14 protein-coding genes and 1 pseudogene are annotated in these 14,009 nt (G+C 74.6%); 7 read left to right on the plus strand and 8 right to left on the minus strand.

Translation table 11 applies throughout. From position 1 onward, the window contains the following. Positions 1–93: 93 nt before the first annotated feature. Positions 94–1,125, minus strand: coding sequence for a LacI family DNA-binding transcriptional regulator (locus NXY84_RS21445; RefSeq protein WP_258725059.1), 1,032 nt, complete (start codon positions 1,123–1,125; stop codon positions 94–96). A gap of 403 nt (positions 1,126–1,528) precedes the next feature. Between NXY84_RS21445 and NXY84_RS21450 the strand changes: the two genes are divergently transcribed. The 4 genes and pseudogenes from NXY84_RS21450 (at position 1,529) to NXY84_RS21465 (ending at position 4,777) form a co-directional block, all read left to right on the plus strand. After that, positions 1,529–1,717 (plus strand): hypothetical protein, encoded by a 189-nt coding sequence (locus NXY84_RS21450; protein WP_258725060.1) that lies wholly within the window; start codon positions 1,529–1,531, stop codon positions 1,715–1,717. Between the two features lie 12 nt (positions 1,718–1,729). Further along, positions 1,730–2,731: pseudogene (locus tag NXY84_RS21455) on the plus strand (MFS transporter); the annotation flags it as partial. After that, positions 2,728–3,273: a cyclophilin-like fold protein gene (locus tag NXY84_RS21460; RefSeq protein ID WP_258725061.1), complete on the plus strand. Its 546-nt coding sequence runs from the start codon at positions 2,728–2,730 to the stop codon at positions 3,271–3,273. The pseudogene NXY84_RS21455 and the gene NXY84_RS21460, both read left to right, overlap by 4 nt. Before the next feature lie 181 nt (positions 3,274–3,454). Then, entirely contained in the window at positions 3,455–4,777 is a 1,323-nt protein-coding gene (locus tag NXY84_RS21465) for an FAD-binding oxidoreductase (RefSeq protein WP_258725062.1), read from the plus strand. Positions 4,778–4,939: 162 nt separating this feature from the next. Here the strand turns inward: NXY84_RS21465 and NXY84_RS21470 are convergent, their stop codons facing one another. Then, entirely contained in the window at positions 4,940–5,308 is a 369-nt protein-coding gene (locus NXY84_RS21470) for a hypothetical protein (protein ID WP_258725063.1), read from the minus strand. Positions 5,309–5,471: 163 nt separating this feature from the next. Here NXY84_RS21470 and NXY84_RS21475 point away from each other — a divergent pair, with 163 nt between their 5' ends. Continuing rightward, on the plus strand, positions 5,472–7,040 hold the full coding sequence (locus NXY84_RS21475; protein ID WP_258725064.1) for a choice-of-anchor A family protein: 1,569 nt from the start codon (positions 5,472–5,474) through the stop codon (positions 7,038–7,040). Positions 7,041–7,076: 36 nt separating this feature from the next. Here the strand turns inward: NXY84_RS21475 and NXY84_RS21480 are convergent, their stop codons facing one another. Further along, positions 7,077–7,826, minus strand: a complete 750-nt coding sequence (locus tag NXY84_RS21480; protein ID WP_258725065.1) for a TetR/AcrR family transcriptional regulator — start codon at positions 7,824–7,826, stop codon at positions 7,077–7,079. Positions 7,827–8,041: 215 nt separating this feature from the next. Then, complete coding sequence (locus NXY84_RS21485) at positions 8,042–8,482, minus strand: hypothetical protein (RefSeq protein WP_258725066.1); 441 nt, start codon at positions 8,480–8,482, stop codon at positions 8,042–8,044. Positions 8,483–8,615: 133 nt separating this feature from the next. On the opposite strand from NXY84_RS21485, the gene NXY84_RS21490 reads away from it, so the two are divergent. Continuing rightward, positions 8,616–9,323 carry a pyridoxal 5'-phosphate synthase gene (locus NXY84_RS21490; RefSeq protein ID WP_258725067.1) on the plus strand — a complete coding sequence of 236 codons (708 nt, stop codon included), beginning with the start codon at positions 8,616–8,618 and terminating at the stop codon, positions 9,321–9,323. A 176-nt stretch (positions 9,324–9,499) separates the two neighbouring features. On the opposite strand, the gene NXY84_RS21495 is transcribed toward NXY84_RS21490, so the two are convergent. Then, positions 9,500–10,360, minus strand: coding sequence for a hypothetical protein (locus NXY84_RS21495; protein ID WP_258725068.1), 861 nt, complete (start codon positions 10,358–10,360; stop codon positions 9,500–9,502). A gap of 86 nt (positions 10,361–10,446) precedes the next feature. Beyond that, positions 10,447–11,352 (minus strand): hypothetical protein, encoded by a 906-nt coding sequence (locus tag NXY84_RS21500; RefSeq protein ID WP_258725069.1) that lies wholly within the window; start codon positions 11,350–11,352, stop codon positions 10,447–10,449. Positions 11,353–11,483: 131 nt separating this feature from the next. On the opposite strand from NXY84_RS21500, the gene NXY84_RS21505 reads away from it, so the two are divergent. After that, positions 11,484–12,239, plus strand: a complete 756-nt coding sequence (locus tag NXY84_RS21505; protein WP_258725070.1) for a spermidine synthase — start codon at positions 11,484–11,486, stop codon at positions 12,237–12,239. Between the two features lie 22 nt (positions 12,240–12,261). Here the strand turns inward: NXY84_RS21505 and NXY84_RS21510 are convergent, their stop codons facing one another. Both NXY84_RS21510 and NXY84_RS21515 read right to left on the minus strand, forming a co-directional pair. After that, complete coding sequence (locus tag NXY84_RS21510) at positions 12,262–12,867, minus strand: hypothetical protein (protein ID WP_258725071.1); 606 nt, start codon at positions 12,865–12,867, stop codon at positions 12,262–12,264. Positions 12,868–12,890: 23 nt separating this feature from the next. Continuing rightward, positions 12,891–13,967 carry an OmpA family protein gene (locus NXY84_RS21515; protein ID WP_258725072.1) on the minus strand — a complete coding sequence of 359 codons (1,077 nt, stop codon included), beginning with the start codon at positions 13,965–13,967 and terminating at the stop codon, positions 12,891–12,893. Positions 13,968–14,009 lie beyond the last annotated feature (42 nt).

Consider the following 14,009-nt stretch of genomic DNA (forward strand, 5'->3'; position numbering starts at 1 on the left):
GAGTTCCTCCAGATCACTGCTGTGGATCGACGGTGGTCCTCGAGGGCGCGCTGCAACGCACCCTCGTGGTGATCGGTGTCGCCTCCCCGGGTGCTACCGGGGAGGCGACGTCACCGACGCCCGGTGCACCACCGGGCCTCGGAGGTGGGCGGTGCGCCGCGGCGGCGTCTGGCCGTCGGGTGCGTCGACGAGCACGTACAGCTGCTCGGCAGCCCAGGCACCCATCTCGTGGTGGGGCAGGGCGATGGTGGTCAGGCCGGGCGCGACGGACTCCGCGAGCAGCTCGACGTTGTCGAACCCGACGATCGACAGGTCCTCGGGCACGCGCAGGCCCAGGTCGGCGGCCGCGAGGTAGACCCCGAGCGCGACCTGGTCGTTGAAGCCGAACACCGCGGTCGGCCGGTCGGGCCGGTCGAGCAGCTCGCGAGCGACGGGACGTGCCGCGACCGCCCGAGGCTCGGAGCGCACGACGGGGACCGCGCTCGCGGGGATCCCGGCCTCGGCGCACCGGGCGAGGAAGCCGGCGGGGCGCTCCGCGCTGGCGGGGATCTCGTCGGCGTCGTTGACCATCGCGAGGCGGCGGTGGCCCGCCGCGAGCAGGACCTCGGCGGCGTCCCACCCGCCGGCGAACTCGTCGGGAGCGACCCAGGAGACGTCCTCGTCCGGGCACTCGGCGTTCAGGACGACCACCGGGACGCCCGCGAGCTCGGGCGGGAGCTCGACGACCCGGTGGTACATCGCGGCGTAGAGGATGCCGTCCACGCGCCGGTCGAGCAGCGCCCGGACCTCGCGGCGCTCGAGCTCCCGGTCGTATCCCGAGTTGGTGAGCAGGACGATGTTGTCGCGTGCGCGGGCGACGTCCTGCGCCCCCTGGATGAGCTGCCCGGCGAACGGGGACGTGGCGATCTCGTCGGACACGAAGCCGATGGACTGCGACCGCTGCGTGCGCAGGGTCCGCGCCGCGGCGTTCGCCGCGTACCCGAGCTGCTCGGCGGCCTCGCGGACACGGTGCCGCGTGTGCTCGGGGATCCGGCGGCCGGGCACCTTGTTCAGGACGAGGGAGACGGTCGTCGTCGAGACGCCTGCCGCTTCCGCGACGTCCTTGATCGTGATGCGCCGTTGCATGAGATCCCCATTGATCAATCGTTTGACCGCTGTGATCAAACGATGTACCGGATGTCCGGAGATGTCAACAGTCCCGAGCGCCCGGTACCGCCGCTGCCGTGGGCGTCGGCGCCCGCGCCGCGGGTTCCGGTCGCGTGCCGCGTGCCGCGTGCGGCGTGCGGCGTGCGGCGTGCGGCGTGCGGCGTGCGGCGTGCGGCGTGCAGGGGTGTACCCCTGGTGCACCCCTCCCCAGGGACTCCTCCCCCCGCCTCGGCATGCCTAGCGTCGTGAGCACGGACGCGGTCGGCCCGGCCGGCGTCCCCACCCGGCCGGTCCGCACCGCAGGTCGCGGAGCCGCCCCGCCCCCGGCCCCCGCCCGTCGGAGTGACGACGCCGGACCGACGAGCCCCAGGAGACACCCGCCGTGAGCCTCACGTACGCCGCCCCCGCTCCCCCGGTCGCGAGACCACCCGCCGACCGGCTGCCGTGGCGTGCCCTGTCGGTGCTCGCGCTGCTCGGGTTCCTGCTCGTCTCCACCGAGACGATGCCCGCCGGCCTGCTGCCGCTGATCAGCGCCGGGATGGGCACCTCCGAGGGGATCGCCGGTCAGTAGGTCAGCGCCTACGCGCTCGGCACGATCGTGGTGACCGTCCCGGCGATCGCCCTGACCCGCGGGTTCCGGCGCAAGCCGCTGCTGCTGCTGGGGGTCGTCGGGTTCGTGCTGGCCAACGTCCTGACCGCCGTCGCCCCGGACGTCGTGCTCGCACTCGTCGCCCGCTTCGTGGCGGGCGGCTTCTCGGGGATGCTCTGGGGGCTGCTCGCCGGCTACGCCGTCCGGATCACACCCCCGGCGCTCACCGGCCGAGCGCTGTCCCTCGTCGCCGCCGGCGCCCCGGTCGGCATCGCCTTCGGGACGCCGCTGGGCACCTGGCTCGGCACGACGTTCGACTGGCGGTGGTCGTTCGGTGGCCTGGCCGTCCTCACCGTCGTCGTGCTCGCGCTGGCGGCGATCCTCGTGCCGGACGCGGCCGGGCAGCCCGCGGCCACCGGGCTGCCGCTCGCCCGCGTCGTGCGCATCCCGGGCGTCGCGGCGGTGCTCGCCGTGATCTTCGCCTGGATGCTCGGCAACAGCACCGCCTACACCTACGTCGCGCCCTACCTGCGCGACGCCGGGTCCGGGGTGTCCGTCGAGCTGCTCCTGCTCGTCTTCGGGATCGCCTCGATCGGCGGGCTCGCCCTGACCGCGGCGCTCGTCGACCGTCACCCGCAGGCCCTCGTGCTGGCGTGCACCGCCGTCTTCGCCGCCGCCGGCGTGGTCCTGGCCCTCGGCCATCGCTCGCCCGTCGCGGTCTACGTCGCGGTGGTGCTCTGGGGCGTCACCTTCGGTGGTGCGTCACCTCAGCTGCAGCGACCGCTCAGCGCCGTGAGCGGGGACGATGCCGACGTGGCGAACGCGTTCCTTCCCGTCGCGTTCAACCTCGCGATCTTCGCCGCGGGCGTCCTGGGGGCCGTCCTGCTGGGCGCGGCCGGCGGGCTCGTCCTGCCGCTGGCGATGACCGTCTTCGGCGTCGTCGCCCTGCTCGTCGTGGTCGCGTCCCGCCGCTCGGTCTACCCGGGCGCACGATGAGCGCGACCGCGCGCCACGGCGGTCTCGCCGTCGCCCTCGTGCTCTCCCTCACCGCGTGCACCGCCACGCCCGAGCCGACAGGACCCGCGATGACCCGTCCACCCGCCGAGCCGGCCCCGACGGCGACTCCCGCACCCGACGGCACGCCGGGGCCGGCCGAGCCCACCGCGCCGACCCGGGAGACGGCCCTCCTCCTCACGATCGGTGACACCACCGTGCCGGGGCGGCTGTGGGACAACCCGGCCGCGCACGACCTGGCCGCCCGGCTGCCGCTGACGCTGACGTTCGGCGACCACGGCGCGGTCGAGAAGACGGCGCGGCTGGACCCGGCGCTCACGATGGACGGCATGCCGGCCGGCGACGACCCCGGACCCGGCGAGATCGGCTGGTACGCCCCGTCCACGGACCTGGTCCTCTACTACGGCGACGTCGGGTACTGGGACGGGATCGCCCGCCTGGGCACCGTGGACCCCCGCGGCGTCGCGCTGCTCGCCGAGGGCCCGGAGGTCGTCACGGTGACGATCGCGCGCGCCGACGACTGACCCCGATCGCGTCGCCCGCGGCCGACCGGTGCTCGCGCGGCCGTCCGCCCCGGCCGGCGACCGCGCCGGAGCGACCGCGGGGGCGACCGCGGGGGCGACACGCTTGCCCGATCGCGTGGTCCGCACGCGGACGGTCCGACGGACCCTTGGCAGCCTCGCCGGCCGTCGCCACAGTGGTGCCATGACCACGGCCGACACACTCCCCGCCACCTTCGAGGGCGAGGTCCTCGTCCCCGGCTCGTCCGCGTACGACGCCGCGCGCACCGTCTGGAACGGCGCCGTCGACCGCCGCCCGGCATACGTGGTCCGGTGCGCCGGCAGCGACGACGTGCGTGCTGCCGTGCGCGTCGCGCGCGAGCTCGGCCTGCCGCTCGGCGTCCGCGGCGGTGGGCACAGCGCCGCGGGGTGGGCCGTGCCGGAGGGCGGGCTCATGATCGACCTGTCCCGGATGCACGGCGCGGCGGTCGACCCCGCCGCCCGGACGGCGCAGGTGCAGGGCGGGGCGCTGCTCGGGTCGCTCGACGCCGCGGCTCAGGCGCACGGGCTCGCGACGACCGCGGGGATCGTGTCGCACACCGGCATCGGTGGGCTGGCGCTCGGGGGAGGCGTCGGCTGGCTCGCGCGGCAGGTCGGGCTGACCTGCGACAACGCCCTCGGGTACGAGGTCGTGACCGCCGAGGGCGAGCTGGTCCGCGCGACGGCCGACGAGCATCCCGAGCTGTTCTGGGCCCTGCGCGGCGGCGGCGGCAACTTCGGCGTCGTAACGCGCTTCGACCTCAGGCTGCACGACACCGGGACGCAGGCGCTCACCGCCGAGGTCGACCTCGACGCCGGGCGCGGGCTCGACGCGCTGCGGACCTGGCTGACGCGAGCCCACGAGGCCCCTCGGCGCGCGACGCTCTACGCGGAGGTCCGTGCCGGCGGGCCGCTCACGCTCGGCCTCGTCTGGGTCGGCGCACCCGACGACGCGGCGCCGCTCGTCGCCGGGCTCGACGGCCTCGGCACCCCCCTGGCCCGCCGGGTCACGGCCCTCCCCTACCTCGACCTGCAGCGGCGGTCGGACGTCGGGGCGGCGCACGGCTACCGGCGCTACGCGAAGAGCCACTACGTCCGGGAGCTGCCGGACGCGGCGCTCGAGGCGTTCCTCGCCCACACCGAGGCCGACGTCGGTGCGGCGAGCCTCGTCGCGTACGGCGGCGCCATCGCGGACGTCGAGCCGGGCGCGACGGCGTTCGCGCACCGCGACGCGCGGTTCGAGTACGGCGTCGGTGCGCGGTGGGAGGACCCCGCCGACGACGAGCGCCACGCCGCGACGTGCCGCCGGCTCGCCGCGACGATCGAGCCCTGGAGCGTGGGGGTGTACGTCAACGCGCTCGGCGCCGAGGGAGCCGCCGGGGTGCACCGGGCGTACGGGGCCGCGACCTACGGCCGCCTCGCGCAGGTGAAGTCGGCGTGGGACCCGGAGAACGTCTTCCGCCTGAACCAGAACATCCCGCCCGCCTGACGGCCGCGCTCACCGTCGACCCGAGCACCCTGCCCCGAGTCGTCGCGTGCCGTCGTCCCGCGCCCCCTGCGCGTGAGCAGCCCGCTCGCGACGAGGGCTGCGGTCCGGCCGGTGCCACCCGACCGGCTCGCCCCCGACCTGACGTCCGACGCCGCGGCTGTCTCAGCAGCGGGTCGCGGGCGAGCGGAGCGGCGGGGTGCCGTAGAAGTTGGGGTTGTAGACCCACATCTTGCCCTCGTACGTGTTGACCGCCCACCAGATGTTGCCGTGGGCGTTCGTCATCCAGCAGTTCAGCGCCACGTACTGCGAGACGGTGATCCCGGCCCGCTCGACGACACCGCAGCTGGCGTAGGGGCCGGACCGCAGCGGTGCGTCGATCTCGACCTCGGCGGACCCGCCGGACCTGTCGGGCGTCAGGTGACCGCACGAGTCGGCCTGTGCCGGTGCGGCGCCGACCGCGCACAGCGTCGCGGCGAGCGTCGCCGTGATGAGTGCGCCGGCCAGTGACTTCGTCCGAGACTTGATCGCCATGATGTGATCCCGCTCCCCTGATGCGTGGTCGTGACGTACGTCCGTGCACCGCATGATGTCCTGCGCGGGCGGTTCGCGCGCGCGATGCGGCTCGGGTCGACCCGGGCCGGCGCCGCGCGGGGTGGGTCTTGCCCCACCGCGGCGCGGCTGCTTGCATCGTCGGATGTGGCGACACCGAGGTCGGGGGGCCGGGACGCTCGCGGTGGGCGTCCTCGCGATGGTGGCGCTCGCCGCACCCGCGCGTGCCGACGTCCCGCCGGTCAACCCGGTGACGCTGGGGACCACGCCCGCGGCCAACGGCGGTTTCACGGTGTTCGTCGAGGGCGACACGCTGCTCGCCGCCGACGAGTCGGAGGGCTCGATCGCCACCGGCGGGAACCTGGCGTTCACGTCGACGTACAACGTCGCGTTCCAGACGGACATCACGGCGACGGGCGGCATCGGTCTGCTCGTCGGCGGTGACGTCGAGTGGCCGGCCGACCAGGACGTCCTGCGGGTCGAGCAGGGCGAGATCCGCGTCTTCGGTGACCCGGTGACGTTCGACCTGCGCGACACCGACCAGAACGGCGTCCCCGACCTGGCCTGGCGCCTCGTGCCCGAGGGCGCGGCCTACGAGTCGGCGCCGCGGGTCGAGGGCCGGATCGTGCAGGATCCCGCCACCGTCGACGACCCCGTGCCCGGCCTGGACTTCACCGCCGCGTTCACGCGATACCGCGCCCTGTCGACGGCGCTCGCCGCCTGCCCGGTCAACACGCGGCTGCTCGACGCCAACGGCAACCCCGTGACCCTGCCCGCGCCGCCGGGCACCAACGCGGTCGTCGAGATGACGCCGGGGGTCACGAACGTCCTGACGATCAGCGGGCCCGACCTCGCGAGCCTCTCGACGCTGTCCTTCTCGCTGCCGCCGACGGCGGGCACCCCGCTCGTGGTGAACATCCTGGGCGACCAGCTCGACGGCCGCGCCCCGCAGCTCGCCGGCGTCGGCGGGGCGCAGGCGCCGTACATGCTGTGGAACCTGCCCGAGGCGACGTCGGCGCGGTACACCGGCGCCGGTGCCGTCGAGGGAACCGTGTACGCCCCGTTCGCGGACCTGTCCTGGGACACGACGATCAACCTCCAGGGCAACGTCATCTCCCGGAGCTTCGAGCACGCCACGGGCGCGGCCGGCGCCGCCCCCCGCGAGCTGCACGACTTCGCCTTCGCCACCACGGTGTCGTGCGCGTCCGCGACCGGATCGCTCACGCTCGTCAAGCAGACCGCCGGCGGCGGACCGGCCGCTCCCGAGGACTGGACGCTGAGCGCCGACGGTCCCACGCCGGTGTCGGGGGCGACCGGAGACCCGGCCGTCGTCGGCGTCCCCGTCACCCCCGGGGACTACGTGCTGTCCGAGTCCGGCGGTCCGGACGGGTACGCCCCCGGGACGTGGACCTGCGACGACGGGACCCTCTCGGGCGAGACCCTCACGGTGGCGGCCGGCGAGGTGATCGTCTGCACCGTGGTCAACACCTGGCTCGGCGGACCGACGCCCACACCGACCCCGCCCGCTCCGACGCCGCCGGCTCCGACCCCGTCGCTGCCCCCGGTCGTCGACCCCGGCACACCCGGCGCGGGCTCCCAGCTCGCCGCGCTGCCGGCGACGGGAGGCCCGTCGGGCCCGACGCTCGCCCTCGCGCTCGGTGTCACCGCCCTGGGCGCGGCCGTCCTGGTCCTTCGGCGCCGCGCCGGGAGCTGATCCCGCGCGCCTCCCCGGCGACGAGGACCGCTCGCGTCAGGTGCGCGGCTGATCGGGCTCCGGCTCGTCCTCGACGGTGGAGGCACGCAGGTCGTGCACGAGCGCGAGCACGTCGTGCACCGCCGGGCGCAGCGGCCGCAGGCGCGAGAGCCGGACCAGCCGGTCGACCAGCGGGGCGGTCCGGCGCACCAGGTGACGGGTCCTGCGCTGCCTGCGGCTGGTGTCGTGCACCCAGAAGAGGGTCACGCCCATGTGCGCGAGCCAGAGCAGCTCGGGCAGCTCGGCGAGCAGACGCTCGTCGGCCTTGAGGTCGCTGCCCTCGACGACGGCCCGGTAGATCGCGGTCGAGGCCTCCCGGGGCCGGCTGCTCTCCGCGCTGAACGGGTTGAGCGGGCTCGTCGGCTGCGCCGCCACGGCGAAGAACCGTCCGGCGAACTGGTGGTACGCGGCCGCCGCCTCGAGGAACGACTCCTCCGCGATCCGCAGCCGCGAGGGGAAGTCGCGGACGCCGACCAGGCGCTCGAGGGCCAGGTCCCGGTGCTCCTGCTGGATCCGGTCGTAGAAGCCCTGGACCAGGTGCTCCTTGGAGGCGAAGTAGTAGTACGCGTTGCCGAGGCTGACGCCCGCCTCCGTCGCGACGGCACGCATCGTGGTCTTCTCGTAGCCGCGCTCCTGGAACAGCGCCAGCGCCGCCTTCTCGATGCGGGCCCGGGTCTCCTCGCCGCGTCGGGACGGGGTGGCGTCGGCCGGGGCGGCGCTCGGGGGGTCGGTCGGTGCGGCGGTCATGCGCTCAGCACGACCCCTCGGGCCCGACACGCTCCGTGGGCGTCACTGTGCTGCCTCCGCTCCCGGACGGGTCCTCGTCACCCTGCGCGTCACCCTATCTCCGCGTGGCGGTGACGCCCGTGGCGCCGGCGGCAGCCACCTCGCCCGGTCCGGTGCCGCGGGACGCGGAGCCGGTGCGGACGAGGGGCGCCACGAGGGACCGACGATCGCGGGGGTCACGCGCGCGGGACGAACGGGTTCCCGTAGGCAGGAGGCGCCGTCGGCCCACCGTGCTGCCGCGACGGGTCGTAGGCGCCGTGCGGCTGGTCGGGGACGAAGCGGTGGCGGCGCACCCGGCTCAGGACGAGGACGTTGGCGAGGTGCAGCGCGCCGAGCAGGAGCGTCACCGCCCCGAGCTTGGAGGCCAGGGCCTCGATGGCGTGCTGGGCCGAGGTGACCGGCTCGCCCACCCGGAGCATGAGCGAGACGAACCCGAGGTTCACGAGGTAGAAGCCGACGACCAGGAGCCGGTTGGTCGCGGCGGCCACCTTCTCCTCGCCGTGGAAGACGTCGACGAGGAAGACCTCCCCGTTCCGCGTCAGGGTCCTGGCGACCCAGACCGTCAGCGCGACGCTGACCGCGATGTAGCCGAGGTACGTGAGGACGGTGGGATTCATCGGGTCGCTCCTGGGCAGGGCGTCAGCCGAGTGGTCGTCGGCCAGTTGAACGTGTTCAACACGTCCGACGCTAGTCGCGGTCTTGAACATGTTCAAGTGACGCTGGTCACGGCGGACGCACGCGTACCGTGCTGTGCAGGCGATCGACGCGATGGCGCCGTCGATCGCGCCCCACCCGGAGGTCGAGGAGGCGCAGATCGTGGGTACGCAGTCGCACACCGCTCAGACCCTGTCCGGCGACCAGAGCCTCGTCCTGCCGGAGTTCGACCAGCCACCGACCGACCCGCTCGAGCTGCTGGGGCGGTGGATCAGGTCTGCCGAGGATCGAGGGGTGCGCGAGCCTCGGGCTGCCACGCTCGCGACGACGGACGGTCGCACGGTGTCGAGCCGAACCATCCTGGTGAAGGACGTCGCCGACGGACGGATCCTGTTCGGGACCCAGCTCGGCAGCCGCAAGGGCCACGACCTGGGCCGCGTCCCCCACGCCAGCCTGACGTTCTACTGGCGCGAGACGCTCCAGCAGCTCAACGTCAGCGGGCCGGTGTCCAGGCTCTCCGACGAGGAGTCCGATGTCCTGTTCGCCGGTCGCACACGCGAGGCTCAGGCTGCGGCATCCGTGTCGGAGCAGACCCAGCCTCTCGCGGACGAGACCGTGTTGCGGCGCGGCGTCGAGGCCGTGCTCGAGACACCGCACGACATCGCACGACCGGCCGGGTGGGCGGGTTTCGCGCTCGTGCCCGAGCACCTCGAGTTCTGGCACGGGCGCGCCGACCGGATGCACCGTCGGCTCGCCTACGCCAGGTCGAGCGCGGGTTGGCGCGCGGAGCGGCTCCAACCCTGACCACCCCCGGTCCTGAGTCCGGGCGGACCGAGCCCCTACGGGCGGCCCGGCTGGCGGTCACCCCACGTTCACGGGGAACGCCGCTCCGGTAGCGGTAGGCCGCGGGCCCTCCCGCTCGGGCGCGCCGACGCTGCACCACCGGGCAGGCGAGGACGCGGGCGCCCGCGAGGGCGGCGTCACGGGCGTGCGCACTGGCCGCTGCGCGTCCCGGCGACGGCGAGCCGGTCCCGCAGCACGACGCCGCGCGGCCCGGTGTTCCCGGTGCAGACGAGGTCACCCGCGACGGCGAGGTCACCCAGCACGACGGTGTGCGGGTTGTCGACGACCCGTACCGACCCCGCGACGGACGAGTGGCACCGCAGCCGCCGCTCCTCGCCGACCCGCGACCAGCCCTGGACGCCCGCGACGGTCAGGTCGCCCCCGACGACCCCGCGGCACACCAGCACGTCGGTCGCGCCGGTCGAGGTGAGGTTCCCGGTGACGGTGGTGCGGTGCGCGATCAGCCGTCCGCCGGTCGCGTCGAGCGAGCCGCCGACGAGCACGTCCCAGAGCCGGAGGGTGCGGGTCGTGTCGACGTCGACGTCCCCGGTGACCGTGACGGCCCCGAGCGTGAGCTCGTCGGCGGTGCCGCGCACGCTTCCGCCGACCCACGAGTAGGCGATCGCCGGCGCGACCGTCCCGGACGTGGCCACCGAGACGTCGCCATGCACCTCGGACTCGCGCACGTACGCGGGACCCGCCACGGCCAGCTCGCCGTGGACGCCGCTCCGATGCATGTCGAGGTCGCCGTCGGGGAGCACCGTGAGATCGCCGACGACGTTCGAGTACAGCACGCTGCACCCCGCGTCGGCGATCACGTGGCCACGGACCATGACGTCCCACACGGTCCCCTCGGGGTTCTCCCGCATGAGGTCGCTGCACAGGTACGTGGGCAGGTCGGGCGCGGCGGCGACCGGCAGGGCGGGTGCGGCGACGAGCGCTGCCGCGAGCGCACCGACCGCCAGCGCGCGACGGGACGGGGAGGTGACGGGGTGCACGGGTCCTCCGGTGGGCTGGTCGGGTCGCGTGGTGGCGGGCAGGTCGTGGGCGCTCCGCCGCCGGGGCGACGGTGCGGCGGCGTCGCTCAGTCGCACGCCGGAGAGCGGGTGCCGGCGACGACGAGGGTCTCGTGCTGCACGACACCGAGGCGGCCGGTGTTCCTCGCGCACGTGAGGTCGCCGGTCACGTGCAGGTCGCCGAGGATCACGCTCGACGGGTTGTCGAGGACGTGCACCGACCCGCCGACGGTGGTGCGGCAGTACTCGGTGCGCTCCTCACCGACGCGGGACCACAGCCGCACGCCGCGCACGGTCAGGTCACCGCCGACGCCCGTCCGGCACACGAGCACGTCCTGCGTCGCGGCGGCCGTCACCGAGCCGTGGAGCGAGGAGTCGTGGACGACGAGCCGGCCGCCGCGCGCCGTGAGGTCGGTGTGCACGAGGCTGTCCCGGACGCGGGTGACGACGGTGGAGGTGACGTCGACCGACCCGAGCACCGCGGAGCTGACGAGGGTGAGGTCGCCGGTCGCGCCGCGCACGTCGCCGCGGACCCGCATCCGCTCGAGGGTGACGGTCCACTCGGCGCCCTCGAACCCGCCGGGCTCGTCGCCGGTGGCGACGAGGACGTCACCGTGGACGGTCGACGTGTCGAGCCACGCCCCCTCGCCGAGCTCGACGTCGCCGTAGACGGTCGTGCCCGACATCGAGACGGTCGGCCAGGTCGCGGGCCCGTCGGCCGAGCGGACGTCACCCAGCACCGTCGACCCGTGGAGGTGCACCGCCAGGGCGTCGGGCAGGACCACGACATCGCCCGTGATGTAGACGCCGGCCGTCGTGCAGGACGCGTCCACCACGAGGTCCCCGTCGACGGTCCGGTCGTGGACGAGGTCCCACTGCTGGTCGAAGGTGAGGGAGCTGCACAGCACCGCAGGTCGCGCGCTCGTCGAGGCGCCGGCGGCGGGTGACCCGGCCAGGGCGAGGGCCAGGGTCACGGCTGCGACCGCGACGGTACGACGTGTCGACCTGCTCATGGTCCCCCCCAGGCGCTGGCGGCGTCGACGACACCCCAGTATGCGCCGCGGGGAGGTCCGACCATCCCACCGCTCCGGCCTAGGCTGACCGGATGCCCGAGCAACCAGCACGACGTCCGCGCGTGGAGGAGCTCGCCTGGGAGCCGACGAGGATGGGCGACCTCAGCCTGCGTCGGCGCGTGGACCCGGTGACCAGGGCCGACGTGCTCGAGATCAAGCTGGGCGACGAGTTCCTCATGTCGAGCCTGTTCACGGTGGCCGAGGAGGAGCTCGCGCGGCTCGGGCTGGCCATGACCGGGGTGCCCGCCGAGGGTGGTGCGGCTCCGCTCGACGTCGTCGTCGGCGGTCTCGGGCTCGGGTACACCGCGCTCACCGTGCTCGAGGACGCGCGCGTCGGCTCGCTGGTGGTCGTCGACGCGCTGGCGGAGGTGATCGGCTGGCACCGCGCCGGCCTGATCCCGGCCGGCGCCGTCCTCACCGCCGACCCGCGCTGCCGGCTGGTGCACGCCGACTTCTTCGCCGCCCTCGCGTCCGACGACGGTCTGGACCCCGGCACGCCCGGCCGCCGGTGGGACGCCGTCCTGGTCGACATCGACCACTCGCCCCGCCACGTGCTCAACCCCCGCCACGCGAGCTTCTACACGCCGGCCGGCCTGCAGCGGCTGGGCGAGCACCTGAAGCCGGGCGGCGTGTTCGCGCTGTGGTCCAACGACCCGCCGGACGACGCGTACCTGGAGCTCCTCCGCACCCTGCTGGTCGACGTCCGGGCGGACGTGGTCGCCTTCCCGAACCCCTTGCAGGGCCGGGACGCCACCAACACCGTCTACCTCGGGCGCGCGCCGGGCTGATCCCCGGGTCGTCAGAGCCGGCTCACTCCCGGTCGACGGGAAGGTCCTCGATCAGCGGGAACCCGGCGAGCTCGAGGTCGACCGAGCGGGTCGCCGGGTCGAGCGCCGGGAACGTCGCGGTGAAGAGGAACGGGGTGGCGGCGTCGACCTGCTCGGACAGGTCCGAGCACAGGCACTCGACGGTCTCCTCGGGGGCGGTGCTCAGCGCCGCGAGGGTGGGCTGGTACCGGATGCTCTCCGCGGGGACCTGCAGGGCCAGGCCCCGCACGTCGTGCGCGAGGCGGACGTCCGGGCTCAGGTACGTGCTCGACACCTGCAGGTCCCCGTCGCCGAGGTACGTCAGGCGCAGCACGAGCGTCGTCGCCTGGTCGTCCGCGGAGATGTCGACGACCTCGAAGCGCGCCGGCGTCGGGACGTCCTGGTAGGCGAGCTCACCCTCGACCGAGCGCAGCACCTCGTCGTCCTCCTGCGCGGAGACCGCCTCGATGAGCTCGGTGGCGGTCCAGTCCGGCTCGCCCGACGGCGTGTCGACAGGCGAGGGGGCGTCGTCCCCGGTGCAGCCGGCGACCAGGAGGACGGACGCGAGGACGACCACCGCGTGCCACGGCGCGCGGCGTGCAGCACGCACCCGACGTGCCTGCCGGATGCCGGTCACTGGCCACCACCCGTCACCTGGTACACCACGGTCACGCGTCGGTTGGCCTGCTTGCCGTCGTCGGTGTCGTTGCCGGCGATCGGCTCCGACTCGCCCTTGCCGACGCTCACGAACGTCACACCACCGCCGGACGCGGGCTCGAGCGACTCCCGCACCGCGAGGGCGCGGTTCTCCGAGAGCGTCTGGTTGAACTCGTCGGTCCCGTCGGCGTCCGTGTGCCCGGTCACGAGCACCTCACCGGTCCCGCGTGCGGCGATGTCCGCCGCGAGACCGGCCAGCACGGTCTCGGCCTGCGAGCCCGGGTCCGTGGCACCCGACGCGAACAGCACGTTGGTGTCCAGGGTCACCGCGACCTCCTGCGGGCTCTCCTGCGCCTGGGCGATCGCCTGGAGGTCACCGGAGCGACGCAGCAGCGTCCACGTGACGGCGGCCGGGTCCGCGTCCGCCAGCTCCGCGCCCTGGGGCACCTTCGGCCAGCCTGCGCCGAGCAGGGGCGCCGGCTCGTCGCTCACAGGCTCCAGGGCGCCGTCCTCGACCGGGATGCCGGGCACCATCGTCCCCGACGGCATCCGCACCTGCACCGTCGTCGTGGTCGGGGGCAGCGCGGGGAACACGGCCCAGCCGACGACGAGCGCGCCCCGGTCGGTCGACAGGTCCCGGTTCCCGGTCGCGAACGTCGAGTCGGCGTCCCGCAGCGGGGTGGACATCGTCGTGGACGCGACGTCGACGAGGCCGAGCTCCGTGGCGTACGCGGGGTCGTAGAGGCTCGCGGACGTCTCGAACACGCTCTCGGCGAGGAGGTCCTCGTCGGCGTCCGGCGCGACACCGAGGGAGTAGTAGAGGGCCGTGCCCCCCTCGACGCGGCGAACGCCGTGCACGAAGCCGACGACCTCGGGGCTCCGCGGGTCCCACCCCTTGCGGAACGTGAAGGAGCCCAGGACCGGCACGTCCTGCCCGTCGACCACGACGACACCCGAGGGCACGCCGTCACCGGGCTCGGACGCCGCGGTCGCCGGCAGGGCCGCCGGGAGGAGTGCGCCCGCGAGCGCGAGCACGCCCACCCGCCTCGCCACACCGTGAACCGTCATGAGCTCCCGCCTCTGGTTGTGCGCGCA

Origin of the sequence: Cellulomonas sp. NS3 (assembly GCF_024757985.1) — a bacterium.
Lineage (GTDB): Bacteria > Actinomycetota > Actinomycetes > Actinomycetales > Cellulomonadaceae > Cellulomonas_A.